Genomic DNA, 22,539 nt, shown 5'->3' with positions numbered 1-22,539 from the left:
CAAGAGCCACGCAAACCTGGAAAAGTCCGAACACAGCGACTAACCACGCCACCTGGATCCTGCAGATTTTCCGGGTACCAGCCCGGAAGCCCCTGCTGGTCTCATATCTTCATAGGTAATGAGCGCGGGCTTTTTGGGCCCTTGCTCGGGTTTTACCTCGGCGCGGGCTCACCACCCGCGCTTCGGCTTACTGCTGGTGCAACATTTTCGAATCAGGTGCCGCTTTGCAGCAGCATGTTACGTACGTGGCCGATCGCCTTGGTCGGGTTCAGACCCTTCGGGCAGACGTTCACGCAGTTCATGATCCCGCGGCAGCGGAATACGCTGAACGGGTCATCCAGCGACGCCAGACGCTCTTGCGTCTTGGTGTCACGGCTGTCGGCCAGGAAACGATAGGCCTGCAGCAACGCGGCGGGGCCCAGGAACTTGTCCGGGTTCCACCAGAACGATGGGCAGGAGGTCGAGCAGCAAGCGCACAGGATGCACTCGTACAGACCGTCCAGCTTGTCGCGATCTTCCGGCGACTGCAGACGCTCGATGGCCGGAGCCGGGGTGTCGTTCTGCAGGAATGGCTTCACCTTCTCGTACTGCTTGTAGAAGATGCTCATATCGACGACCAGGTCACGAATGACTGGCAAACCTGGCAGCGGACGCAGGACCAGCTTGTTGCCCTTGACCACACCCGACAGCGGGGTGATGCAAGCCAGGCCGTTCTTGCCGTTCATGTTCATGCCATCGGAACCGCAAACGCCTTCACGGCAGGAGCGACGGTACGAGAAGCCCTCGTCCTTCTCCTTGATCAGTGCCAGTACGTCCAGCACCATCAGGTCCTTGCCACCGGTATCGACGTCGAACGACTCCATCTTGGGCGCCGAGTCGGTGTCCGGGTTGTAACGATAAACTTCGACTTTCAACATAGCGGCCACCCTTAGTAAGTCCGGACTTTTGGTTCGAAGGCAGGAACTGTCTTCGGCGCAAAGTTGACGCCGCGCTTGGCAACGCGCTTCTCACCCGGGTAGTACAGGGTGTGGCACAGCCAGTTCTCGTCGTCACGGTCTTCGAAGTCTTCACGGGCGTGAGCGCCGCGGGACTCTTTACGGGCTTCGGCTGCGATGGCGGTCGCTTCGGCAACTTCCAGCAGGTTCTGCAGCTCCAGCGCTTCGATACGCGCGGTGTTGAAGGCCTGGGACTTGTCGTTGATCTTGACGTTGGCAATGCGGTCACGCAGGCCGGCCAGCTGCTCGATACCCTTCTGCATGTATTCGCCAGTACGGAATACACCGAAGTAGTTCTGCATGCAGCTCTGCAGCTCACGCTTGAGGCTTGCAACGTCTTCGCCAGTGGTACGCTCGTTGAGCTTGTTCAGGCGGTTCAGGGCAACGTCGACATCGGTGTCGCTCGCGTCGCGGTACTCGACGCCGTCGCTCAGTGCTTTTTCCAGGTGCAGGCCGGCAGCGCGACCGAATACCACCAGGTCGAGCAGCGAGTTGCCGCCCAGGCGGTTGGCACCGTGAACCGATACGCACGCCACTTCACCCACAGCGAACAGGCCTGGGATGATTTGATCCTTGCCTTCGGCGTCCATGGTGATGGCCTGGCCATGAATGTTGGTGGCAACGCCGCCCATCATGTAGTGGCAGGTCGGTACGACCGGAACCGGCGCGACCACCGGGTCGACGTGGGCGAAGGTCTTGGACAGTTCACAGATACCTGGCAGGCGGCTGTGCAGCACCTCCTCGCCCAGGTGGTCCAGCTTCAGCAGTACGTGGTCCTTGTTCGGGCCCACGCCGTTGCCGGCAATGATTTCCTTGACCATGGAACGGGCGACCACGTCGCGGCCAGCCAGGTCCTTCGCGTTCGGCGCGTAACGCTCCATGAAGCGCTCGCCGTGGGCGTTGATCAGGTAGCCACCCTCACCGCGGCAACCCTCGGTGACCAGTACACCGGCGCCGGCGATGCCGGTCGGGTGGAACTGCCACATCTCGATGTCCTGTACCGGTACGCCTGCACGCAGGGCCATGCCGATACCGTCACCGGTGTTGATCAGGGCGTTGGTGGTGGAGGCGTAGATACGGCCCGCACCGCCAGTGGCCAGAACGGTGGCCTTGGACTTGATGTACATGGTTTCGCCGGTTTCGATGCAGATCGCGATCACACCGACGAAAGCGCCGTCCTGGTTCTTGACCAGGTCAACGGCGTAGTACTCGTTGAGGAAGGTGGTGCCCGCCTTCAGGTTGCCCTGATAGAGGGTGTGCAGCAGGGCGTGGCCGGTACGGTCGGACGCGGCGCAAGTGCGCGCGGCCTGGCCGCCCTTGCCGAAGTCCTTGGACTGGCCACCGAACGGACGCTGGTAGATACGGCCGGTTTCGGTACGCGAGAACGGCAGGCCCATGTGGTCCAGCTCGAAGACCGCAGCCGGGCCTTCCTGACACATGTATTCGATAGCGTCCTGGTCACCGATGTAGTCGGAACCCTTGACGGTATCGTACATGTGCCAGCGCCAGTCGTCGTTCGGGTCGGCCGAAGCGATGGCACAGGTGATGCCGCCCTGGGCGGAAACGGTGTGCGAACGGGTCGGGAACACCTTGGTGACTACTGCGGTCTTGTGGCCGCCTTGAGCCAGCTGCAGTGCGGCGCGCATGCCCGCACCGCCGCCACCGATGATGATGGCGTCGAAGGAAATGGTTGGAATGTTAGCCATGAATCAGATACCCCAGAGAATCTGCACACCCCAGACGAAGTAAGCGAACATCGCAACGCCGCATACCGCCTGGAACAGGAAACGAATCGCAGTCGCCGACTTGCCGAACGACATCGGCGTCAGGTAGTCGGTGGCGATGGTCCACATGCCGACCCAGGCGTGAGCGCCCAGCGCGACAAGTGCCAGCAGACTGAAGATCCGCATCGCGTTGTTGGAGAACAGAGCGTGCCACTGGGCATAGTCGATGCCCGGGTGGATCGCGAGGTAGCCGATCAGGAAGATGAAGTAAGCCGCGAGAACGACCGCCGAGACGCGCTGCGCCATCCAGTCATAGAGGCCCGAACGCGACAGGTTCGTGACATTAGTTACCATACCCAAACTCCCGCCAGAACGATCAGCACCACGGAGATGACGATCACGATTTTCGAGCCCAGCTTGCCGCCTTCCAGCGTCTCACCGACACCCATGTCCATGATCAGGTGGCGAACACCTGCGACGAGGTGATACAGCAGGCCGGACAGCAGGCCCCAGGTCACCAGTTTGGCCAGCGGACTGGTCAGACACGCCTTCACCTCGGCAAAGCCTTCCTCGGAACCCAGCGACTTGCCCAATGCGTACAGCATGATGGCAAGGCCGAGGAACAGGATGACGCCGGAAATACGGTGAAGAATGGACGTGTACGCGGTGATCGGGAGTTTGATGGTCCTTAGGTCTAGGTTTACAGGTCGTTGGCTTTTCACGGCTTTTTTCACACTGAAGAGCCCCTAGCGAACAGGGCAAAGTTGTTGGTAAGTGTACTGGTCAGGTACCCACCACCGAAGAGAACACGACACCCAGCAGGGCGGGCTGGAAAGCCCCTGGGAGTCGGCTGCCGAGTATAGACAGTTAGGCTGCTTATGACAACGTGAGGGGCTCGCCCGAATAGCGCATTGCCTTTAGCGAACAAAAGGCGTAAATGGGCGGCAATTTCGTGAAAATCATGGGCTTGGAGGGTGTTTCAACCAGCCTTTAGGCAAATTGACATTCGAATTTATCCCTCTATAGTGGTGCGGGCCCTGCGTGGGGGGTCTGTCTGATGATTTCAAGCATTAATAGGAGGCCACATGGCTGACAAAAAAGCGCAGTTGGTCATCGAGGGCGCAGCCCCCGTAGAGCTGCCCATTTTAACCGGCACCGTTGGTCCCGATGTTATCGACGTCCGCGGGTTGGGGGCATCCGGTCACTTCACCTTCGACCCTGGTTTCATGGCGACCGCCTCGTGCGAGTCGAAGATCACCTACATCGACGGCGACAAGGGCGTGCTGCTGCACCGCGGCTACCCGATCGAACAGCTCGCCGAGCAATCGGACTACCTGGAAACCTGCTATCTGCTGCTCAACGGCGAACTGCCGAACGCAGAGCAGAAAGCCCAGTTCGTCAGCACCGTGAAGAACCACACCATGGTCCACGAGCAGCTGAAGTCCTTCTTCAACGGCTTCCGCCGCGACGCCCACCCGATGGCCGTCATGTGTGGCGTGGTCGGCGCCCTGTCGGCGTTCTATCACGACTCGCTGGACATCAATAACCCGCAGCACCGCGAAATCTCCGCCGTGCGCCTGGTCGCGAAGATGCCGACGCTGGCAGCGATGGTGTACAAGTACTCCATGGGCCAACCCATGATGTACCCGCGCAACGACCTGTCGTACGCAGAAAACTTCCTGCACATGATGTTCAACACCCCGTGCGAGATCAAACCGATCAGCCCGGTGCTGGCCAAGGCGATGGACCGGATCTTCATCCTCCATGCCGACCACGAGCAGAACGCCTCCACCTCCACCGTGCGCCTGGCCGGCTCTTCGGGTGCCAACCCGTTCGCCTGTATCGCCGCCGGTATCGCTGCACTGTGGGGCCCTGCCCACGGCGGCGCGAACGAAGCGGTCCTGACCATGCTCGATGAAATCGGCGATGTCTCGAACATCGACAAGTTCATCGCCAAGGCCAAGGACAAGAACGATCCGTTCAAGCTGATGGGCTTCGGCCACCGCGTCTACAAGAATCGCGACCCGCGCGCCACCGTGATGAAGCAGACCTGCGACGAAGTCCTGCGCGAGCTGGGCATCAAGGACGACCCGCAGCTGGAACTGGCGATGCGCCTGGAAGAGATCGCCCTGACCGATCCGTACTTCATCGAGCGCTCGCTGTACCCGAACGTCGACTTCTACTCGGGGATCATCCTCAAGGCGATCGGCATTCCAACCAGCATGTTCACCGTGATCTTCGCCCTGGCACGTACCGTGGGCTGGATCTCGCACTGGAAGGAAATGCTCTCCGGCCCATACAAAATTGGCCGTCCGCGCCAGCTGTACACCGGCGAGCCGCAGCGTGACATCACCGCACTGAAAGACCGCAAGTAAGCCGCCCAGGCTGAACGCAAAAAGGCTGCCCTCGGGCAGCCTTTTTCATTTGGCCATTAGACGAAAGAACCTCAGTTCTTCTCGGCCCGCTCACGCAAGCCCTTCAGCGTATTGAACGGCGCATCCACCACGAACTTGTTGGCCAACCACGAAGGCACGCTACCACCCGGCTCGGTGTGCACCTGGTAGGTCACCTCGGTGCTGTCACCCTTGGGCACCAGCTTCCAGAAGCCCTCGACCTGCGCCACACGCACAAAGCCCTTTTCCTCCGGCAGGTACTTCGGCTCACCCTCGAGCTTGCGGGTAAGGCTGCCATCAGCCTCCTGCACCGTGGTGACATGCAGGATCGAATCGCGCGGCGTCACGGGCCATGGCGTATTGAACTGGGTGTAGGTCCAGCTCTGGTCACCTTCATGCTTGAGCAGCTTCTGCGACTTGCACTCATGCACCCAGGCGCAGGCACCGGCCACATCCTCCTGCAGCGCCTTGACCTTGGCCAGTGGCGCCTTGATCAAGGTCACCCCGCGATAGGCCTTGTACTTGGAGCCCGCCACCTCGCTGAGGGACACCTTGATACCCTCCTCGTCCTTGGCCACCTGCCAATTCTCAGCCCAGGCCGTCGGCGCCAGCAAGACACCCATGCCACACAGCAGTACAACGCGCTTGATCGATCTCATCATCTTGTTCCTTTTGTCGAAGATCCAAACGTCACGCCGCCGTCATCTGCTCCAGCCAGCCAATGATCCTGATCGCATCGTCGCGATCGCTACCGCAGACATCCACCTCCGCCTTGAACCCGCCACAGACCTTTGGCCGTTCGGGCTTGCCGAACAAGGCGCAAAGATTGTCCACGGACAGGTGCAGGCAACGCTCACCCGCCGGCTTGCCCTGGGGCATGCCGGGGATCGGCGAACTGATGGACGGGGCAATGCAGCAGGCACCGCAGCCCTCACGGCACTTCATGACAACTGGACTCCCTGGAGCTGAACGGGACGGACATCCCTGGATACTAACCGCTCAAACATATGTTTGAAATTACCGAGCCGATGAAATCCGAAGTGACTCGGTAGTCAGTTGCGAAATTCGAAATCGATGGCAGCACCCTCGACATCACGGCGACTGTCGTTGCGCAACTGCAGCTGCATCTCGTTGCTGATCAGCCGGCCATTGAGCTGGAACGGGCTGTCATCGGATGCGGGTTTTTCGGGGAACATCGACGGCAGCAAGGGCTTGCGCGTCAACGGGGCATTGCCGACATCCGGCTTGAGGTTCTTAACCATCTCGCTCGGCAGGCTGAGATCGAGCTTGGGATTGGGCAGTGGCTTGCTGACCGGCTTGCTCTTTGGCTTAGGCTTGCTTGCCGGCTTGCTGGCCGCCTTCGCCGGGGTTTTTACCGCTTGCTTGGCGGTCTTGCCCTGGGACACTTCGCTCTTTGCATGCGTCTGCGCAGCCTGCACAGATGCCCCCGGCAACCAGGACAGCGCAAGACACAGCATCAGGGCAGTAGGGCGAAACGCATTCATGGGCATCAAGAGCATGGCATAAAAATGCTTATGCTCCCTGTTCCCTGCCCTTATGACAAGCTACAAAATCGAGACAGCAGCCTCTCGACACAATTGTTGGGCCAGCAACCCCAATGTCATCACCGCCCGCTCTGCCTCCTTGCTCCAGGGAATCCCGCAATTGAGGCGGATGCAGTGATTGAATTGCTCGGTGTTGCTGAAGATCAGGCCAGGCGCGATGCTGATGCCCTGCTCCAGCGCCCGCACATGCAGCTCCTGAGTATTGACTCGCCCCGGCAGGCTGACCCAGAGAATGAACCCACCCGTCGGCCGAGTCATCTGCGTGCCTTCCGGGAAGTGCTGCTGCACCGCCAGCTGATAGGCGCTGAGGTTCTTGCGGTACTCCTGACGGATGAAGCGCAGGTGACGGTCGTAGCCGCCGTTCTCGAGATAGGCCGCCACGCCCATCTGGGTGACACTGCAGGCCGAGTGCGTAGTGAAGGTCTGCAGGCGCTGGATTTCGTCCTGGTAGCGCCCAGGAATCATCCAGCCGACGCGCACCCCTGGCGACAGTGTCTTGGAGAAGCTCGAACAGTAAATCACCCGATCCAGCCGGTCGAACGCCTTCAGCGCCTTGGTTCGCCCCTGCTCGAACATCAGCTCGCCATAGATATCGTCCTCGACGATCTGGATATCGAAGTCTGACGCCAGGCGCAGCAACTGTTTCTGCCGCTCTTCCGGAATGGTCCCGCCCAGAGGGTTGCTCAGGCGCGCCGTCAGCACCAGGGCCTTGATCGACCATTGGTTGGCGGCCAGTTGCAGCGCCTCGAGGCTGATGCCGGTGGACGGATCGCTGGGGATCTCGATCACCTTCAGACCCAGCAGGTCCGCCAACTGCAGAAGCCCATAGTAGGTCGGTGACTCTGCGGCGATCAGGTCGCCAGGACGCGTCAACACGCGCAGCGCCATCTGCAGGGCGTCGACACAGCCATGGGTGACGATCACCTCGCGCGGGTCGACCAGCACGCCAGCGTCACGCATGCGAATGGCGATCTGCCGACGCAGCGGCTCGAACCCCGGGCTGAACATGTAGCTGAAGGCACGCGGGCTGTGGAACCGCGTCACCTTGGCGATCTGCTGGTGCAGCGCTCGAACCGGCAAGTAGTCCACATGCGGAACAGCAGCCCCGAAAGGGAAAACACCGTCGCGGCGTGCTTCAGTGAGCACTTGCTGGATGATACTGGCACGGGTAACCAACCCGGGGCGTTCGACCCGGGCGATATCCGGGGTCTGCGCGGTCAGGGCGGGTGTCTGGTGGACATAGTAGCCAGACTGCGGACGGGCGCGAATCAGGCCCTGATCCTCGAGGTTGGCGTAGGCCTGCAGCACCGTGGCATGGCTGACATTGAGCTGGGCGCTCATCTTGCGCACGGAAGGCACCCGCTCGCCTGGCTGGTAGACACCGCGACGGATGTCATCGGCCAGTTGCCGGGCAATGCGCTGGTACAACAGCAGGTTGGTCATGGTGATTCTCGAAGCGCGGACGGGTTCGTTGTTCTTGTACGACTCACAGTCGAGACAGAATACCGTAACAGTTGCAAAGTGTACTGGGACAGTTCCGAGAATAGTCGACATTACACTTGCTTGACAGCGGCGAACAGACGAACCGTCAGCACGGGTGCCAGGCAGCACCCGAACGGCCCTCAGCGCGGCGGCGCGAGCTTGCCCTTCTCATCGGAGAACACGATCTCCACACGGCGGTTCTGCGCCCTGCCCCGCTCCGAGGCGTTGACCTCGACCGGGTACTGGTCGCCATACCCCTGGACCTCGATGCGTTTCTCGTCGATGCCCAGGTCGACCAGCATGTCAGCCACCGACTGCGCGCGGTCACGGGACAGCTTCAGGTTGTCTTCAGCCGCCCCGGTGCTGTCGGTGTAGCCCTCGATTCGTACCACGCGGCGCGGATTGAGCTGCAGGAACTGCACCAGCTTGAGCACCGTGCGACTGGCGGAGTTCTTGAGTTCCGCTTCGCCGGTATCGAACAGCACGTCCCCAAGCGTCATCACCAGGCCGCGGTCGGCCTGCTCCGATGCCAGGGCGGCGATCTGCGATTCGACCCACTTGCCCTGCTGCTGCACGCTGGCCAGCTTCGCTTCACGCAGCGCCAGTTGCAGACGTTGGCGCTCCAGGTCGAGCTTGGCCAGGCGTTCCTGGTTCAGCGCCAGATTGGCGTGCTCGCGGGCGATCTCGCTGTAGCGCTGGCTGAGGTAGGCATAGTGGCGTACGTCAGTGCCACTGCCGACATAACTGGCCAGGCGCTCTGCTCGCGCCAGCGACTCACCTGCACGGATCACATCACGCGGCGCACTGCGCAGCACGTCGGAGTTGTCCTTGACCTTCTGGAACGCAGCCGTGGCATCGTCCAGCGCCGACTCGCTGCGCTGGCTCGCGCAACCCTGCAGGCCGACGACCAACGCCAGCACGACCAAGGCGGCGCCGGGCTTGAATGTACGGCTCATGGCTGTACCTCCAGCTGCTTGCGCAGGCGCTTGATCCGCGACTCGGTCACCTTCAACTGCTCTTCGCTTTTCTGGGTCAACACCTGAGCCTCGGCCAGGCGCGCATCCAGCTCGGCCTGCTCGGCGCGCATGCGCGCATCACGAAAATCTTCGCTGGCCATGTTGGTCTTGGCCCGAGCGAACTTGTCTTCGGCCAGCTTGAACGCCTCGACCTGCTCAGTCGCGCCGACAGCCTTGGCCTGCTCCAGCGCCTGCTCGGACAGGCGCATCTGCTCATGAGGAGCCGGATCGTTGGCACAACCGGCCAGGGCTGCAAAAGCCAGGACCAGGATCAGTGGTTGGGTTCTCACGCATTCTTCCTACTGTTTGGGGGCGTCCCCGGTCATCTGCATCTGCGCTTTCCAGCGCTCCACATTCCGCTGCAGCACCGACTCGGAGGCGCCAGAGATCGGCAATTCTGTCAGCTTTTTAGCCAGTTGCCCACGCAGCCAGGCATCGTTACAGGCCGAATTGTGCGACACAGCCAGGTACAGCCCCGGACGATCCACTGGCAGGCCGCGCGCGACAAGGTCGTTGCTCATGCCCAGGCTCTGGGTCATGGCCATCCCCGAATAGCGCCCCGCCAATACGTAATCGACCTGCCCCAGCACCAGCTTCTGGAAGGCCTGGGTAAGATTCTGCGCAGGCACCAGCTTGAGCTGGGACTTGGCGAACGCTTCGAACGCCGGGGTCAGCCGGGCCTTCTCCGAAAGGCTGCCCTGATAGCGGGCCAGATCCGCCGGACCGTCGAAATCCAGTGCGGAGTCGTGGCGGGTCCAGACCAGGTACTCGTTGAGCTGCAGGGGTGGATGGATGTAGTCCAGCGCGGTCAACTGGCCGACTTGCATCGGCGTATCCAGCAACAGGTCCATCCGCCCGCTGCGCACCTCTTCCAGCGCCTGCTCGCGGCGCCCGGCATGCAGCACCTCGACCCGCACCCCCAACTCGTCCGCCACCTGACGCAGCAGGTCGACGTTGGCACCGATCAGGTGCCGAGAGTCTTTCGGGTCCTGCCAGGAGTACGGCGGTGCATCCGGGCTGCCGGTGGCCACCAGCTTTTCACATTTGCCGGCGGCCATCGCCTGCGAGGATGCCAAGGCCACCATGCAGGCCAGCAACCGACCCGTTCTGCCAAACGCCATTACCCTACTCCTTGCCAGCCATGCAAAAAAAAGCCCGACCCCTGTTACGAGGGTCGGGCTTCTTTATAAGTGAAGCGCTCGGATCAGACCAGCTTTTCCAGCTCAGGCACCGCCTCGAAGAGGTCGGCAACCAGGCCGTAGTCGGCCACCTGGAAGATCGGGGCTTCTTCGTCCTTGTTGATCGCGACGATCACCTTGGAGTCCTTCATGCCCGCCAGGTGCTGGATCGCGCCGGAGATACCGACGGCGATGTACAACTGCGGCGCGACGATCTTGCCGGTCTGGCCGACCTGCATGTCGTTCGGCACGAAGCCCGCGTCGACGGCGGCACGGGAAGCACCGACCGCAGCACCGAGCTTGTCGGCCAGGGCGTACAGGTGCTTGAAGTTGTCACCGTTGCCCATGCCACGGCCGCCGGAGACGACGATCTTGGCAGCGGTCAGCTCGGGACGATCGGACTTGGCCAGCTCTTCGTTGACGAAGGCCGACTTGCCAGCATCATGGGCAGCAGCCACGGCTTCCACCGCAGCCGAACCACCTTCGGCGGCCACGGCGTCGAAGCCGGTGGTACGCACGGTGATGACCTTGACCGCAGCGCTCGATTGCACGGTGGCAATGGCGTTACCGGCATAGATCGGGCGCTTGAAGGTGTCGGCGGATTCGACCGAGACGATCTCGGAGATCTGGTCGACGTCCAGCAGCGCAGCAACGCGTGGCAGGATGTTCTTGCCGTTGGTGGTGGCCGGGGCCAGCACGTGGCTGTAGCCCTTGGCCAACTCGACGATCAGGGGCGCTACGTTTTCAGGCAGGGCGTGGGCGTAGGCGGCGTTGTCCGCAACCAGCACCTTGGCAACGCCCGCGATCTTGGCAGCGGACTCGGCGACGCCACCGACGTTCTGGCCTGCGACCAGCACGTGCACATCACCACCGATCTTGGCGGCAGCAGCGACAGTGTTCAGGGTAGCCGGGGCAACGGCACCGTTCTCGTGTTCAGCGACAACCAGGATAGTCATTTAGATTACCTTCGCTTCGTTCTTCAGCTTCTCGACCAGTTCGGCCACCGACTTGACCTTGATACCGGCGCTGCGTGCAGCAGGCGCTTCGACTTTCACGGTCTTGGTGGTGGAGGCGGTGGATACGCCCAGCGCGTCTGGAGTCACAGTCTCCAGCGGCTTCTTCTTGGCCTTCATGATGTTCGGCAGCGACGCGTAGCGCGGCTCGTTCAGGCGCAGGTCGGTGGTGACGATCGCCGGCAGGTTCAGCGCGACGGTCTGCAGGCCGCCATCGATCTCGCGGGTGACGTTCAGCTTGTCGCCAGCCACTTCGACCTTGGAGGCGAAGGTGCCCTGGGCGTAGCCGGTCAGCGCAGCCAGCATCTGGCCGGTCTGGTTGTTGTCACTGTCGATGGCCTGCTTGCCGAGGATGACCAGCTGTGGCTGCTCTTTATCGACGATGGCCTTCAGCGCCTTGGCCACGGCCAGGGAGTTCAGCTCCTCGGCGGTCTCGACCAGGATGGCACGATCGGCACCCAGTGCCAGGGCGGTACGCAGTTGCTCCTGGGCAGCGGTCGGGCCGACGGCAACGGCGACGATCTCGGTCGCAACGCCCTTCTCTTTCAGGCGTACGGCTTCTTCCACGGCGATTTCGCAGAAGGGGTTCATGGACATCTTGACGTTTGCAAGGTCGACGCCGGAGTTGTCCGCCTTGACGCGAACCTTGACGTTGTAGTCGACCACTCGTTTGACAGCTACAAGAACCTTCATGGATTCCTCGTTACTCTCCGGTGAAAAGAATGTCGCCTGGGGCGTGCCCGGCGAATGCGCGTGGGTACAAGGACACCTCTGAAAACGTTCCGGGTCGAGCGAAATTTGCCATGACCGATCAGTCCTGTGCGGACTGGCGGGGCAAAACCCGCGGGTCATTTCCTGTCGTGGCGTGTAGACTCCACTACAAAAAGGGTTTCGGCCTGTATTCCCTGCTCTACGCCTGGTTTTTAGAGGTGCACCTGCGCCCGACGGTCAGCCTACGGCGAGCGTAAAACCGCTCGTATCTTGACCGTAACACCCAATCCGGTCAATACGGCAAATTGGCCAGCCTCCAGCCGCCCTCCTGTGATTTTACTGGGCTGCGGCAAATTCAAACAAACGTTTGTATTGGACCCGCCAAGTGGTGTAGATATAATGCGCGGCCAAGACAAAACGGTGTAGTCCGCCACCGGCACGGCTACAGCTGCCCCGACCGTGAGCGGGCATCCGACACCCATAAGACAAGCAACGCGATGAGCCTTGAGTAGGAGAGAACCTGTGGAACGCGAATACATGGAATTCGACGTGGTCATCGTCGGCGCAGGCCCGGCGGGCCTGTCTGCCGCCTGCCGCCTGAAGCAGAAGGCCGCCGAAGCCGGTAACGAGATCAGCGTCTGCGTGGTCGAGAAAGGCTCCGAGGTCGGCGCCCACATCCTCTCCGGTGCGGTCTTCGAACCCCGCGCGCTGAACGAGCTGTTCCCCGACTGGAAAGAACTCGGCGCGCCGCTGAACACCGAGGTCAAGCGCGACGACATCTATGTGCTCAAGGACCAGGGCAGTTCGGTCAAGGTGCCGGACCTGTTCGTGCCCAAGACCATGCACAACCAGGGCAACTACATCATCTCGCTGGGCAACCTGTGCCGCTGGCTGGCCCAGCAGGCCGAGAACCTGGGCGTGGAAATCTATCCCGGCTTCGCCGCCCAGGAAGCGCTGTTCGACGAAAACGGCGTGGTCCGTGGCATCGTCACCGGCGACCTGGGTGTCGACCGCGAAGGTCAGCCCAAGGACGGCCTATACACCCCCGGCATGGAGCTGCGCGCCAAGTACACGCTGTTCGCCGAAGGTTGCCGCGGCCACATTGGCAAGCAGCTGATCAAGCGCTTCGACCTGGACAGCGAAGCCGATGTGCAGCACTACGGTATCGGCATCAAGGAAATCTGGGAGATCGACCCGAGCAAGCACGAACAGGGCCTGGTGGTGCACACCGCCGGCTGGCCGCTGGATGTAGTCAGCGCCGAGAACACCGGCGGCTCGTTCCTCTATCACCTGGAGAACAACCAGGTGGTGGTCGGCCTGATCGTCGACCTCTCCTATGCCAACCCTTACCTGTCGCCGTTCGACGAGTTCCAGCGCCTGAAGCACCACCCGGTGATCAGCCAATATCTGGAAGGCGGCAAGCGCATCAGCTACGGCGCCCGCGCCATCTGCAAGGGCGGCCTGAACTCGCTGCCGAAGATGGTGTTCAACGGTGGCGCGCTGATCGGTTGCGATCTGGGCACCTTGAACTTCGCCAAGATCAAGGGCAGCCACACTGCAATGAAGTCCGGCATGCTGGCCGCCGATGCAGTGGCCGACGCCCTGTTCGCCGGCAGCGAAGGCGGCGACGCCCTCAACAGCTACGTCGAGGCATTCAAGGCCAGCTGGCTGTATGAGGAGCTGTACGCCAGCCGCAACTTCGGCCCGGCCATGCACAAGTTCGGCCCGCTGTTCGGAGCAGCGTTCAACTATATCGACCAGAACTGGTTCGGCGGCAAGCTGCCCTTCACCCTGCACGACACCAAGCCGGACTACGCCTGCCTGAAGCTGGCCGCCGACGCCAAGAAGATCGACTACCCCAAGCCCGACGGCAAGCTCAGCTTCGACAAACTCAGCTCGGTGTTCCTCTCCAGCACCAACCATGAAGAAGAGCAACCCTGCCACTTGAAGCTGACCGATCCGAACGTGCCGATCGCCACCAACCTGCCGCTGTACGACGAACCCGCGCAGCGTTACTGCCCGGCCGGTGTCTACGAGGTGGTCACCCAGGAAGACGGCAGCAAGCGCTTCCAGATCAACGCGCAGAACTGCGTGCACTGCAAGACCTGCGACATCAAGGATCCGTCGCAGAACATCACCTGGGTCACCCCAGAAGGTGCCGGCGGCCCTAACTACCCCAACATGTAAGGCCTGCGCCATATGAAAAAGCCCCCTGGCAGCGATGCCAGGGGGCTTTTTCGTCTACGGCTGATGCTCAGGACAGCACCACCGCGTCCTGCTCGAACAACGCCCATCCACCCTGGCCATCGACCTCCAGCCGGTGGCTGTGGAACCCGGCCAGCGTGCTGCGATGCCCGACACTCACCAGCAAGGTTTCCGGCATTTCGTTGCGCAGCAGCGAATACAAGGCATGTTCCAAGCCTTCATCCATCGCCGAGGTGGACTCGTCGAGGAACACCACATGCGGCTGGTTGAACAATACTCGCGCAAACGCCAGGCGCTGCTGCTCGCCGATCGACAGGATGCGCGTCCAGTCGCGGCTTTCCTCGAGGCGCTCGGCCAGATGCGCCAGGTTCACTTGCCGCAATGCCTGTTGCATCCGCGCATCCTGCTCCTGGCCGACCTGGGCCGGGTAGGCGATGGCGGTGCGCAGATCCCCCAACGGCAGGTACGGCCGCTGCGACAGGAACAGCGCCTGCTCACCCAACGGCCGCGCGACCGCCCCTTCTGCATAAGGCCACAATCCCGCCAGGGCCCGAAGCAGCGTGGTCTTGCCGCTGCCCGAAGGCCCCTTGATCAGCAAGGCCTGCCCGGCCTGCAGCTTCAGGCTCAGGTCGGCAATCAAGCGGTGGCCATCCGGGCGCAGCACCTGCAGGCCAGCAATATCCAAGGCCCGCGGCAGCTCGCGGGTAGCCACGTGCGGTAGCTCGCTGGCCTGGTGGTTGGCATCGAGAAAACCGGTGAGACGATCGAGGGTCGCGCGGTAGCTGGCAAAGGTGTCGTAGGACTCACGGAAAAACGACAACGAATCCTGCACTTGTCCGAACGCCTGCGACGTCTGCATCACATCACCCAGCTTGATCGCTCCGCTGAAGAAACGCGGCGCCTGCAGGATGAACGGGAACACCACCGCGACCTGGCTGACACCCAGGTTGAAACCATTGAACTTCAGGCTCCGCCAGACCAACGCCCAGACATTGCCGATCAAGGCGAAGAAGCGCCCGAGCAACGTGCCCCGCTCGACCTGCGCGCCCTGGTAGAAGGCAATGTTCTCGGCATTCTCGCGCAAGCGCATCAGTGCGTAGCGAAAGTTCGCCGTGAGCTTTTCGTTGAGGAAATTCAGGCGAATCAACGGCCGCCCGAGGCGGAAAGCGATCCAGGTGGCGATGAGCACATAGACATAGACCGCAAACACCATCGCCCGCGGCACCTCCACCCCGGCAACCGCCAGTGGTGCCGACAGCCCCCAGAGAATGCCGGTGAACGCCACCAGCGAGACCAACGCACTCACTGCCCCGAGGGCCAGCGACACCGAGCCGGTAACGAAGGCGTTGACGTCCAGTTCGATACGTTGGTCAGGGTTGTCCACCGGCTCATCTAAGAATTGCCCGCGGTAGTAGGCATCGCCATGCATCCAGTCGGCAGTCAGGCGCTCGGTCAGCCAGACCCGCCAGTGGATGTTGAACGACTGGGTGACGTAGTAGTTGAACAGTGAACGCAGCACATGAATGGTTGCCAGTACCGCGAATACCCCAAGCAGGTACCAGAACGCCGTCTGGTCCAGGCCCTGCAGGGCGCTATAGAAACCGTTGTACCAGAACGAGAACAGCACGTTCATGCGCACCGAGAACAGCGCCAGGAACAACAACAGTGCAAAAACGAGCAGCGGGCGCCAGCTGCGCCTGAAACTGAAGTACTCACCCGCCAACTGCCAGAACTGCTGGCCCCAGCGGGTGAAGCGCACCGCCAGGAAAGCGGCGGCGGTGAAGCCGACAAGTGTGATCAATGAAGCGACTGCAAGCCAGCTCAGGCTCTCTTGCAGGGCCTGGTGCCAGTTCATTTCCATGGTGGGGTTTCCGTGGCGAGTATTTACTCGAGCCTAGCACCGGGCGAGGTTGGCGAAGATGACGGAGGTTTCATGTTGGGCGTCGCCATGAACGCTAAACCGGCGACAAGCCGATGACGGTCCGCCCGATGCACCTGTCGAAAACCGCTTCCAGAGGCGAATAATCGCAAACAACTGCCGCTATGTTCGCAGCCACCCACTCATCAGGCTCGACCGACCACCAATCGATTTCAAAACCCGCGTTCAAGATCACATGTTCGTAAAGAATCCGCTGAGCTCGCCCATTTCCCTCGCGAAACGGATGGACCATGTTCAAATCGCCAAAGCTTTCTGCCACAGCGTGAACCAGATCCGCACGCGAATAGCCCTCATACCAACTTTGCTGTGCAAGGCTGCGGAATACTTTTGAAGCTTCGGCTTCAATGCGGCTCACATTGCAGAAACGTGTGCCGCCTTTGGAAATATCGAGCGTGCGAATTTCTCCAGCTCACGCATAGATATCCTGAAAAAGCGCGCGATGAAGCCTCTGGAGATAGGGAAGATCGTAAGGAGGGAGCTCGAATGGGAGCTGACTGGCAGCGAGCTCGGAAAAGTCCCGCTCGGCCCTGGCAAGCGCTGAATCATCACGAAGATCAAGCAGATTGCACAGGACGACCGTACCGGGATAACAGTAGGCGTCCTGTCCGACACCATACTTGTCCAAAGATCAATCCTGCTTGCGGTAATGACGCAACAACTCTTCCTTGGACGGGAGCTTACGCTCCGCGGAGTCAGGCGTGACATCAAACCCCTCAAGCCGCAGACTGGCTGCGTAGTTCGAGCGGCGAGTTTTTTCCCAAGCTGCTCTTTTGGTTTCCAAGCTGATGCCTTTCACCGTTCAACGCCTCTCACGGGGTGATGGAAGTTCGATTATAGCGAAATCGGCCAATACCTGCGCGGCCTCGGCATGGGCGATGCCGAGGCCTGGTAACTACCCCAACGCCTCCCGCACCTTCGAATCGAGCCCTTCCCCCGCATGGGCCTCGATCCACTCGCTCAACTGACGCCGCATCGCCGGGGTCCAGAAGCTGTTCAGGTGTTGTCTCACCCCCTGCACCGCCAGCGCCCGATCAGGCTCGCTGTCGAAATAGTGGGCGATCTGGTTGGCCATCTTGACCAGGTTGTCACTGCTCATCGGCGCACCTCGGCTTTTTCCTGGCCTTCGGCCTTACGCCGCTCCTTGAGAAGGCGCTGCTGTTCGTCACTGAAATGCTGGTAGCGCTTCTGCCATTCCGAGGGCTGGAAGACTCGCACCACCTCAACCGCCGTGACCTTGTACTCGGGGCAGTTGGTGGCCCAGTCGGAGTTGTCGGTGGTGATCACGTTGGCGCCAGACTCAGGGAAGTGGAAGGTGGTGTACACCACGCCCGGCGCCACCCGCGCACTGACCCGCGCACGCAAAACGCTCTGCCCCGCACGGCTGCCCACGCCAACCCAGTCGCCGTCGCGGATGCCGCGGCTTTCAGCATCGCTGGCGTGGATCTCCAGACGATCCTCATCGTGCCAGGCTACGTTGTGGGTGCGACGGGTCTGGGCGCCAACGTTGTATTGGCTGAGGATGCGGCCGGTGGTCAGCAACAACGGATAACGGGCATTGACCTTCTCGTCGGTGGGCACATAACCGGTGAGCATGAATCGCCCCTTGCCGCGCACGAACTGGTCGATGTGCATGGTCGGGGTGCCGTCGGGCGCGGCCTCGTTGCACGGCCATTGCAGGCTGCCGCGGCGGTCGATCTCGGCATAGCTGACGCGGTGGAAGCTCGGCGTCAGGCGGGCGATTTCGTCCATGATCTCGGACGGGTGCCGGTAGTCCATGCGATAGCCCAGGGCATTGGCCAGGGCCACGGTCGCCTCCCAGTCGGCCTTGCCGGCCAGCGGCTCCATCACCTTGCGCACCCGCGAGATACGGCGTTCGGCGTTGGTGAAGGTGCCGTCCTTTTCCAGGAACGAACTGCCCGGCAGGAACACATGGGCGAACTTGGCGGTTTCGTTGAGGAAGATGTCCTGCACCACCACGCACTCCATGGCCATCAGTGCCGCGGTGACGTGCTGGGTGTTCGGGTCGCTCTGGGCGATATCCTCGCCCTGGCAGTACAGCGCCTTGAAGCTGCCATCGAGCGCGGCCTCGAACATGTTGGGGATACGCAGCCCCGGGTCGGGCTGCAAGGTCACGCCCCAGGCCTGCTCGAATTCGCTGCGCACCGCCTCGTTGGAGATGTGCCGGTAGCCCGGCAACTCGTGGGGGAAGGAGCCCATGTCGCACGAGCCCTGGACGTTGTTCTGACCACGCAACGGATTGACGCCCACGCCTTCGCGACCGATGTTGCCGGTTGCCATGGCCAGGTTGGCGATGCCCATCACCGCGGTGCTGCCCTGGCTGTGTTCGGTGACGCCCAGGCCATAGTAGATCGCCGCATTGCCGGCGCCCGCATACACCCGCGCCGCCTCGCGGATCTGCTCGGCGGGCACGCCGCACACCGGCCCAAGCGCCTCGGGTGAATTCTCGGCCAGGCTTACGAACTCACGCCAACGCGTGAACTCGGCACTCTCGCAGCGCGCGTCGATGAATGCCTGGTCGAGCAGCCCTTCATCGACGATCACATGGGCCAGGGCATTGAGCATGGCGACGTTGGTGCCCGGACGCAGTTGCAGGTGCAACTCGGCGCGGGCGTGGGGCGAGTCGACCAGGTCGATGCGGCGCGGGTCGATGACGATCAGCCGCGCGCCCTGGCGCAGGCGGCGCTTGAGTTGCGAGCCGAACACCGGGTGAGCGTCGGTCGGGTTGGCGCCGATCACCAGGATCACGTCGGCCTGCATCACCGAGTCGAAGCTCTGGGTTCCGGCGGATTCGCCCAGGGTCTGCTTCAGGCCATAGCCGGTCGGCGAATGGCAGACCCGCGCGCAGGTGTCCACGTTGTTGTTGCCAAAGGCGGCACGCACCAGCTTCTGCACCAGATAGGCTTCTTCGTTGGTGCAACGGCTGGAGGTGATACCGCCGATCGAATCGCGCCCGTACTTGAGCTGGATGCGTCGGAACTCACTGGCGGCATAGGTCAGCGCCTCATCCCAGCTGACTTCCTGCCATGGGTCTTCAAGGCGCTTGCGGATCATCGGCGTGGTGATGCGATCCGGGTGAGTGGCGTAGCCCCAGGCGAAGCGCCCCTTGACGCAGGCGTGGCCGTGGTTGGCGCCGCCGTTCTTGTCCGGGACCATGCGCACCAGTTGATCGCCCTTCATCTCGGCGCGGAACGAGCAGCCCACCCCGCAATAGGCACAGGTGGTGATCACCGCGCGCTCCGGCTGGCCGAGCTGGACCAGGCTCTTCTCGGTCAGGGTCGCCGTCGGGCAGGCCTGCACGCAGGCGCCGCACGACACGCACTCGGAGGCGAGGAAATTCTCGCCTCCGGCCGCCGCCACCCGCGACTCGAAGCCTCGGCCACTGATGGTCAGGGCGAAGGTGCCCTGAATGTCTTCGCAGGCACGCACGCAGCGGCTGCAGACGATGCACTTGCTGGGCTCGTAGTCGAAGTACGGGTTGGAGACGTCCTTGGCCTCGTTGAGATGGTTGGCCCCGTCATAGCCATAGCGCACTTCGCGCAGGCCCACCTGGCCGGCGACCGTTTGCAGCTCGCAGTTGCCGTTGGCCGAGCAGGTCAGGCAGTCCAGTGGGTGATCGGAGATGTACAGCTCCATGACATTGCGCCGCAGGTCGGCCAGCCGCGGCGTCTGGGTACGCACCACCATGCCTTCGCTGACCGGCGTGGTGCATGAAGCCGGATAGCCGCGCATGCCGTCGATCTCGACCATGCACATGCGGCATGAGCCGAAGGCTTCGAGGCTGTCGGTGGCGCACAGCTTGGGGATGCTGGTGCCCAGCAGCGCGGCAGCGCGCATCACCGAGGTGCCTGCTGGGACGCTGATCGCGCGGCCGTCGATGTTCAGGCTGACCTGTACTTCACTGTCGCGGGCAGGCGTGCCCAGGTCGATATCGCTGTTGGCGGGGTCGAAATAATGGATCATTGGGCGGCCTCCGGGCTGGCCAGACCGAAATCGGCAGGAAAATGCTTGAGGGCGCTGGCTACGGGGTAAGCGGTCATCCCGCCCATGGCGCACAGCGAGCCGTACTGCATCGTGTCGCACAGGTCACGCAGCAGGTGGGCCTGATCCTCGCGCGCAGCAGGGTCGCTGCTCGCGATCAGGCGATCCACCACTTCCATGCCGCGGGTGGACCCGATCCGGCACGGCGTGCACTTGCCGCAGGACTCCTCGGCGCAGAACTGCAGGGCGAAGCGCGCCATGCCAGCCATGTTCAGTGTGTCGTCAGCGACCACCACACCGCCATGGCCGATCATCGCGCCGATGGCGGCGAAGGCCTCGTAGTCCAGCGGCGTATCGAACTGCGACGGCGGCACCCAGGCGCCCAGCGGGCCGCCGACCTGCGCGGCCTTCAACGGACGACCACTGGCGGTACCACCGCCATACCCCTCGACCAGCTCACGCAGGGTCAGGCCAAAAGCCCGCTCGACCAGCCCGCCCTGGCGCACATTGCCCGCCAGTTGGAACGGCAAGGTGCCCAGTGAACGGCCCATGCCAAAGTCGCGATAGAACGCGGCACCTTTTGCCAGGATGATCGGCACAGAAGCCAAGGTCAGGACGTTATGCACCAGCGTCGGCTGGCCGAACAGGCCCTCGAGCGCCGGCAGTGGCGGCTTGGCGCGCACGATGCCGCGCTTGCCTTCGATCGACTCCAGCAGCGCCGTCTCCTCGCCGCAAATATAGGCGCCAGCGCCCACACGCACCTCGAGCTCGAACGCCACGCCGCTGCCAGTGACGTCCAGATAACCCGCTTCGCGGGCCAGCATCACGGCCTCGTTGAGCACACGGATGGCGTCCGGGTATTCGGAGCGCACATAAATGTAGCCCTTGCTTGCGCCGACAGCGAGGCCGGCGATGATCATGCCTTCGATCAGCAGGAAGGGATCGCCCTCCATCAGCATGCGGTCGGCGAAGGTGCCGGAGTCGCCTTCGTCGGCATTGCAGACAATGTACTTCTGCCCGGCCGGCGCCTGGCGCACGGTGCGCCACTTGATGCCGGCCGGGAACGCGGCCCCGCCCCGACCACGCAGGCCGGAATCGAGCACTGCGGCAACCACTGCATCGCCGTCCATCAATGCAGCCTTGCGCAAGCCCTCGAAGCCGCCATGGGCCTGATAGTCGTCCAGCGACAACGGGCGTGTGATACCGGCGCGGGCGAACAGCAGGCGCTGCTGGGTCTTCAGGTAGGGGATCTGTTCGACAGGGCCCAATGCCAGTGGATGCTCGCCCCCCTTGTCCAGAGCCTCCAGCAGGCCCGGCACATCTTCCGGCATGACCGGCCCGAAGCCCAGGCGCCCTTCGGCGCTTTCCAGCTCCAGCAATGGCTCGAGCCAATACAGGCCACGCGAGCTGGTGCGCTGGATCTGCAGCGGCAGTTGCCGCTGTGCAGTCTCGCGCTCGAACGCCTCGGCGACCTGGTCGGCGCCCACTGCGCGAGCCAGCGAATCGCAGGAAATACACAGCTTGATCATGCGCCCGCCTCCACCCTGCAGCTTTTCACCAAAGCCTGCAGACGCTCGGGCGTGAGCCGCGCATGCACCTGGCCGTCCAGCTCCAGCGCTGGCGAGCAGGCGCAAGCGCCGAGGCAGTACACCGGGCGCAGACTCAATGCTCCGTCGGCAGTGGTGCCATGGTCGTCCAGCCCGAGCTGTTCGCGCAGTTGCGCGGCCAGGGCTTCGGCGCCGCGGCTCTGGCACGACTCGGCGCGGCACAGGCGCAGGGTGTGGCGTGCCGGGGGCGAAGTGCGGAAATCATGGTAGAAGCTGATCACCCCACGCACCTCGGCGAGGCTGAGGTTCAGCGCATGGGCGATCTCGGGGACTGCTTCATCGGGTACATGGCCCAGGCCTTGCTGGATGGCGTGGAGGATCGGCAACAGCGCACCGGGCACCTCCTTGTGGTTGTCCAGCACACGCTGGATCAAGGGCAGGTCAAGCGTCTCTTCAGGCATACAGCGGACCTCGGCAACCCGGATCCGCCCGAGGGTGCGGGCAGGTGTCCGGCGGTGTTCTGCTGTGGCGCTCCGGGCCTGTCACGGTCACAGGATCACGGTCGCCTTCCTCGTCCAAGCCGGTGCGTCTGTGCGCACTCGGTCGTCGGACATACTGATAAGAATGGCACCGTTGCCGGGAAACGGTAGCGTGCAAACGACAGGGCGCATCCTGAAACCGACGCGAGCGACATTACGCATCCGATCAGTTGCACTGAGGCAGTGTAGTGATCTATGCCGGACACCCCTTTAGGCGAGAATACTCGCCACAG

21 protein-coding genes and 1 pseudogene are annotated in these 22,539 nt (G+C 62.5%); 2 read left to right on the top strand and 20 right to left on the bottom strand.

Annotation, left to right across the window (positions count from 1 at the left end):
* Positions 1-212: 212 nt before the first annotated feature.
* Genes HU748_RS08225 through sdhC form a run of 4 tightly spaced genes read right to left on the bottom strand, consistent with a single transcriptional unit; the run spans position 213 to position 3,453 of the window.
* Positions 213-917, bottom strand: a complete 705-nt coding sequence (locus HU748_RS08225) for a succinate dehydrogenase iron-sulfur subunit (RefSeq protein ID WP_012315348.1) — start codon at positions 915-917, stop codon at positions 213-215.
* 11 nt (positions 918-928) lie between these two features.
* Entirely contained in the window at positions 929-2,701 is a 1,773-nt protein-coding gene (sdhA, locus tag HU748_RS08220) for a succinate dehydrogenase flavoprotein subunit (RefSeq protein WP_054894254.1), read from the bottom strand.
* Positions 2,702-2,704: 3 nt separating this feature from the next.
* The gene (gene sdhD, locus HU748_RS08215) at positions 2,705-3,073 is read right to left on the bottom strand and encodes a succinate dehydrogenase, hydrophobic membrane anchor protein (RefSeq protein ID WP_054894255.1); all 369 of its coding nucleotides are present in this window, start codon (positions 3,071-3,073) and stop codon (positions 2,705-2,707) included.
* A complete protein-coding gene (gene sdhC, locus HU748_RS08210) occupies positions 3,067-3,453 on the bottom strand; it encodes a succinate dehydrogenase, cytochrome b556 subunit (RefSeq protein WP_023628897.1) in 387 nt (128 codons plus the stop codon). The genes sdhD and sdhC overlap by 7 nt, the downstream gene beginning before the upstream one ends.
* A 351-nt stretch (positions 3,454-3,804) precedes the next feature.
* Between sdhC and gltA the strand changes: the two genes are divergently transcribed.
* The gene (gltA, locus tag HU748_RS08205) at positions 3,805-5,094 is read left to right on the top strand and encodes a citrate synthase (RefSeq protein WP_054894257.1); all 1,290 of its coding nucleotides are present in this window, start codon (positions 3,805-3,807) and stop codon (positions 5,092-5,094) included.
* A 71-nt stretch (positions 5,095-5,165) separates the two neighbouring features.
* On the opposite strand, the gene HU748_RS08200 is transcribed toward gltA, so the two are convergent.
* From HU748_RS08200 to HU748_RS08160, 9 genes are all read right to left on the bottom strand, one after another.
* Complete coding sequence (locus HU748_RS08200) at positions 5,166-5,771, bottom strand: START domain-containing protein (RefSeq protein ID WP_186707979.1); 606 nt, start codon at positions 5,769-5,771, stop codon at positions 5,166-5,168.
* Between the two features lie 31 nt (positions 5,772-5,802).
* The gene (locus tag HU748_RS08195; protein ID WP_186666234.1) at positions 5,803-6,057 is read right to left on the bottom strand and encodes a YkgJ family cysteine cluster protein; all 255 of its coding nucleotides are present in this window, start codon (positions 6,055-6,057) and stop codon (positions 5,803-5,805) included.
* Positions 6,058-6,164: 107 nt separating this feature from the next.
* Positions 6,165-6,617, bottom strand: a complete 453-nt coding sequence (locus HU748_RS08190; protein WP_186720093.1) for a hypothetical protein — start codon at positions 6,615-6,617, stop codon at positions 6,165-6,167.
* A gap of 60 nt (positions 6,618-6,677) precedes the next feature.
* Positions 6,678-8,120, bottom strand: coding sequence for a PLP-dependent aminotransferase family protein (locus tag HU748_RS08185; protein ID WP_186720030.1), 1,443 nt, complete (start codon positions 8,118-8,120; stop codon positions 6,678-6,680).
* A 179-nt stretch (positions 8,121-8,299) separates the two neighbouring features.
* On the bottom strand, positions 8,300-9,115 hold the full coding sequence (locus HU748_RS08180) for an OmpA family protein (RefSeq protein WP_186720028.1): 816 nt from the start codon (positions 9,113-9,115) through the stop codon (positions 8,300-8,302).
* On the bottom strand, positions 9,112-9,465 hold the full coding sequence (locus tag HU748_RS08175) for a DUF4398 domain-containing protein (protein WP_065864902.1): 354 nt from the start codon (positions 9,463-9,465) through the stop codon (positions 9,112-9,114). Before HU748_RS08175 ends, HU748_RS08180 begins: the two co-directional genes overlap by 4 nt.
* Positions 9,466-9,474: 9 nt before the next feature.
* Positions 9,475-10,296: a transporter substrate-binding domain-containing protein gene (locus HU748_RS08170; protein ID WP_186707975.1), complete on the bottom strand. Its 822-nt coding sequence runs from the start codon at positions 10,294-10,296 to the stop codon at positions 9,475-9,477.
* Between the two features lie 83 nt (positions 10,297-10,379).
* Positions 10,380-11,309 carry an FAD-binding protein gene (locus HU748_RS08165; protein ID WP_186666242.1) on the bottom strand — a complete coding sequence of 310 codons (930 nt, stop codon included), beginning with the start codon at positions 11,307-11,309 and terminating at the stop codon, positions 10,380-10,382.
* Entirely contained in the window at positions 11,310-12,059 is a 750-nt protein-coding gene (locus HU748_RS08160) for an electron transfer flavoprotein subunit beta/FixA family protein (protein WP_186711010.1), read from the bottom strand. It lies immediately after the preceding gene.
* Between the two features lie 540 nt (positions 12,060-12,599).
* Between HU748_RS08160 and HU748_RS08155 the strand changes: the two genes are divergently transcribed.
* Positions 12,600-14,264, top strand: coding sequence for an electron transfer flavoprotein-ubiquinone oxidoreductase (locus HU748_RS08155; protein WP_186666247.1), 1,665 nt, complete (start codon positions 12,600-12,602; stop codon positions 14,262-14,264).
* A gap of 67 nt (positions 14,265-14,331) precedes the next feature.
* On the opposite strand, the gene HU748_RS08150 is transcribed toward HU748_RS08155, so the two are convergent.
* From HU748_RS08150 to HU748_RS08120, 7 genes and pseudogenes are all read right to left on the bottom strand, one after another.
* Positions 14,332-16,143: an ABC transporter ATP-binding protein/permease gene (locus HU748_RS08150; RefSeq protein WP_186666248.1), complete on the bottom strand. Its 1,812-nt coding sequence runs from the start codon at positions 16,141-16,143 to the stop codon at positions 14,332-14,334.
* A 94-nt stretch (positions 16,144-16,237) separates the two neighbouring features.
* Positions 16,238-16,846: pseudogene (locus HU748_RS08145) on the bottom strand (Fic family protein).
* A gap of 3 nt (positions 16,847-16,849) precedes the next feature.
* The gene (locus HU748_RS08140; protein WP_186666252.1) at positions 16,850-17,017 is read right to left on the bottom strand and encodes a YhfG family protein; all 168 of its coding nucleotides are present in this window, start codon (positions 17,015-17,017) and stop codon (positions 16,850-16,852) included.
* A gap of 96 nt (positions 17,018-17,113) precedes the next feature.
* Positions 17,114-17,317: a formate dehydrogenase subunit delta gene (locus HU748_RS08135; RefSeq protein WP_065861968.1), complete on the bottom strand. Its 204-nt coding sequence runs from the start codon at positions 17,315-17,317 to the stop codon at positions 17,114-17,116.
* Positions 17,314-20,202 carry a formate dehydrogenase subunit alpha gene (fdhF, locus tag HU748_RS08130; protein ID WP_186720026.1) on the bottom strand — a complete coding sequence of 963 codons (2,889 nt, stop codon included), beginning with the start codon at positions 20,200-20,202 and terminating at the stop codon, positions 17,314-17,316. Before fdhF ends, HU748_RS08135 begins: the two co-directional genes overlap by 4 nt.
* Complete coding sequence (locus HU748_RS08125; protein ID WP_186720024.1) at positions 20,199-21,749, bottom strand: formate dehydrogenase beta subunit; 1,551 nt, start codon at positions 21,747-21,749, stop codon at positions 20,199-20,201. The genes fdhF and HU748_RS08125 overlap by 4 nt, the downstream gene beginning before the upstream one ends.
* Positions 21,746-22,228 (bottom strand): formate dehydrogenase subunit gamma, encoded by a 483-nt coding sequence (locus HU748_RS08120; RefSeq protein ID WP_186666258.1) that lies wholly within the window; start codon positions 22,226-22,228, stop codon positions 21,746-21,748. The genes HU748_RS08125 and HU748_RS08120 overlap by 4 nt, the downstream gene beginning before the upstream one ends.
* Between the last annotated feature and the right edge of the window lie 311 nt (positions 22,229-22,539).

Origin of the sequence: Pseudomonas sp. RW3S2, from assembly GCF_014268955.1 — a bacterium.
In the GTDB taxonomy this organism is placed as follows: domain Bacteria; phylum Pseudomonadota; class Gammaproteobacteria; order Pseudomonadales; family Pseudomonadaceae; genus Aquipseudomonas; species Aquipseudomonas wayambapalatensis.
This window is presented reverse-complemented; position numbering and strand designations above follow the sequence as displayed.

Coding starts and splice junctions, on each gene's coding strand:
- HU748_RS08195 (WP_186666234.1), bottom strand. CDS start 6,057: ATGAAGTGCCGTGAGGGCTGCGGTGCCTGCTGCATTGCCCCGTCCATC.
- HU748_RS08200 (WP_186707979.1), bottom strand. CDS start 5,771: ATGAGATCGATCAAGCGCGTTGTACTGCTGTGTGGCATGGGTGTCTTG.
- HU748_RS08160 (WP_186711010.1), bottom strand. CDS start 12,059: ATGAAGGTTCTTGTAGCTGTCAAACGAGTGGTCGACTACAACGTCAAG.
- HU748_RS08190 (WP_186720093.1), bottom strand. CDS start 6,617: ATGAATGCGTTTCGCCCTACTGCCCTGATGCTGTGTCTTGCGCTGTCC.
- HU748_RS08135 (WP_065861968.1), bottom strand. CDS start 17,317: ATGAGCAGTGACAACCTGGTCAAGATGGCCAACCAGATCGCCCACTAT.
- HU748_RS08165 (WP_186666242.1), bottom strand. CDS start 11,309: ATGACTATCCTGGTTGTCGCTGAACACGAGAACGGTGCCGTTGCCCCG.
- sdhD (WP_054894255.1), bottom strand. CDS start 3,073: ATGGTAACTAATGTCACGAACCTGTCGCGTTCGGGCCTCTATGACTGG.
- HU748_RS08125 (WP_186720024.1), bottom strand. CDS start 21,749: ATGATCAAGCTGTGTATTTCCTGCGATTCGCTGGCTCGCGCAGTGGGC.
- HU748_RS08225 (WP_012315348.1), bottom strand. CDS start 917: ATGTTGAAAGTCGAAGTTTATCGTTACAACCCGGACACCGACTCGGCG.
- HU748_RS08150 (WP_186666248.1), bottom strand. CDS start 16,143: ATGGAAATGAACTGGCACCAGGCCCTGCAAGAGAGCCTGAGCTGGCTT.
- HU748_RS08185 (WP_186720030.1), bottom strand. CDS start 8,120: ATGACCAACCTGCTGTTGTACCAGCGCATTGCCCGGCAACTGGCCGAT.
- HU748_RS08180 (WP_186720028.1), bottom strand. CDS start 9,115: ATGAGCCGTACATTCAAGCCCGGCGCCGCCTTGGTCGTGCTGGCGTTG.
- HU748_RS08170 (WP_186707975.1), bottom strand. CDS start 10,296: ATGGCGTTTGGCAGAACGGGTCGGTTGCTGGCCTGCATGGTGGCCTTG.
- gltA (WP_054894257.1), top strand. CDS start 3,805: ATGGCTGACAAAAAAGCGCAGTTGGTCATCGAGGGCGCAGCCCCCGTA.
- fdhF (WP_186720026.1), bottom strand. CDS start 20,202: ATGATCCATTATTTCGACCCCGCCAACAGCGATATCGACCTGGGCACG.
- sdhA (WP_054894254.1), bottom strand. CDS start 2,701: ATGGCTAACATTCCAACCATTTCCTTCGACGCCATCATCATCGGTGGC.
- HU748_RS08120 (WP_186666258.1), bottom strand. CDS start 22,228: ATGCCTGAAGAGACGCTTGACCTGCCCTTGATCCAGCGTGTGCTGGAC.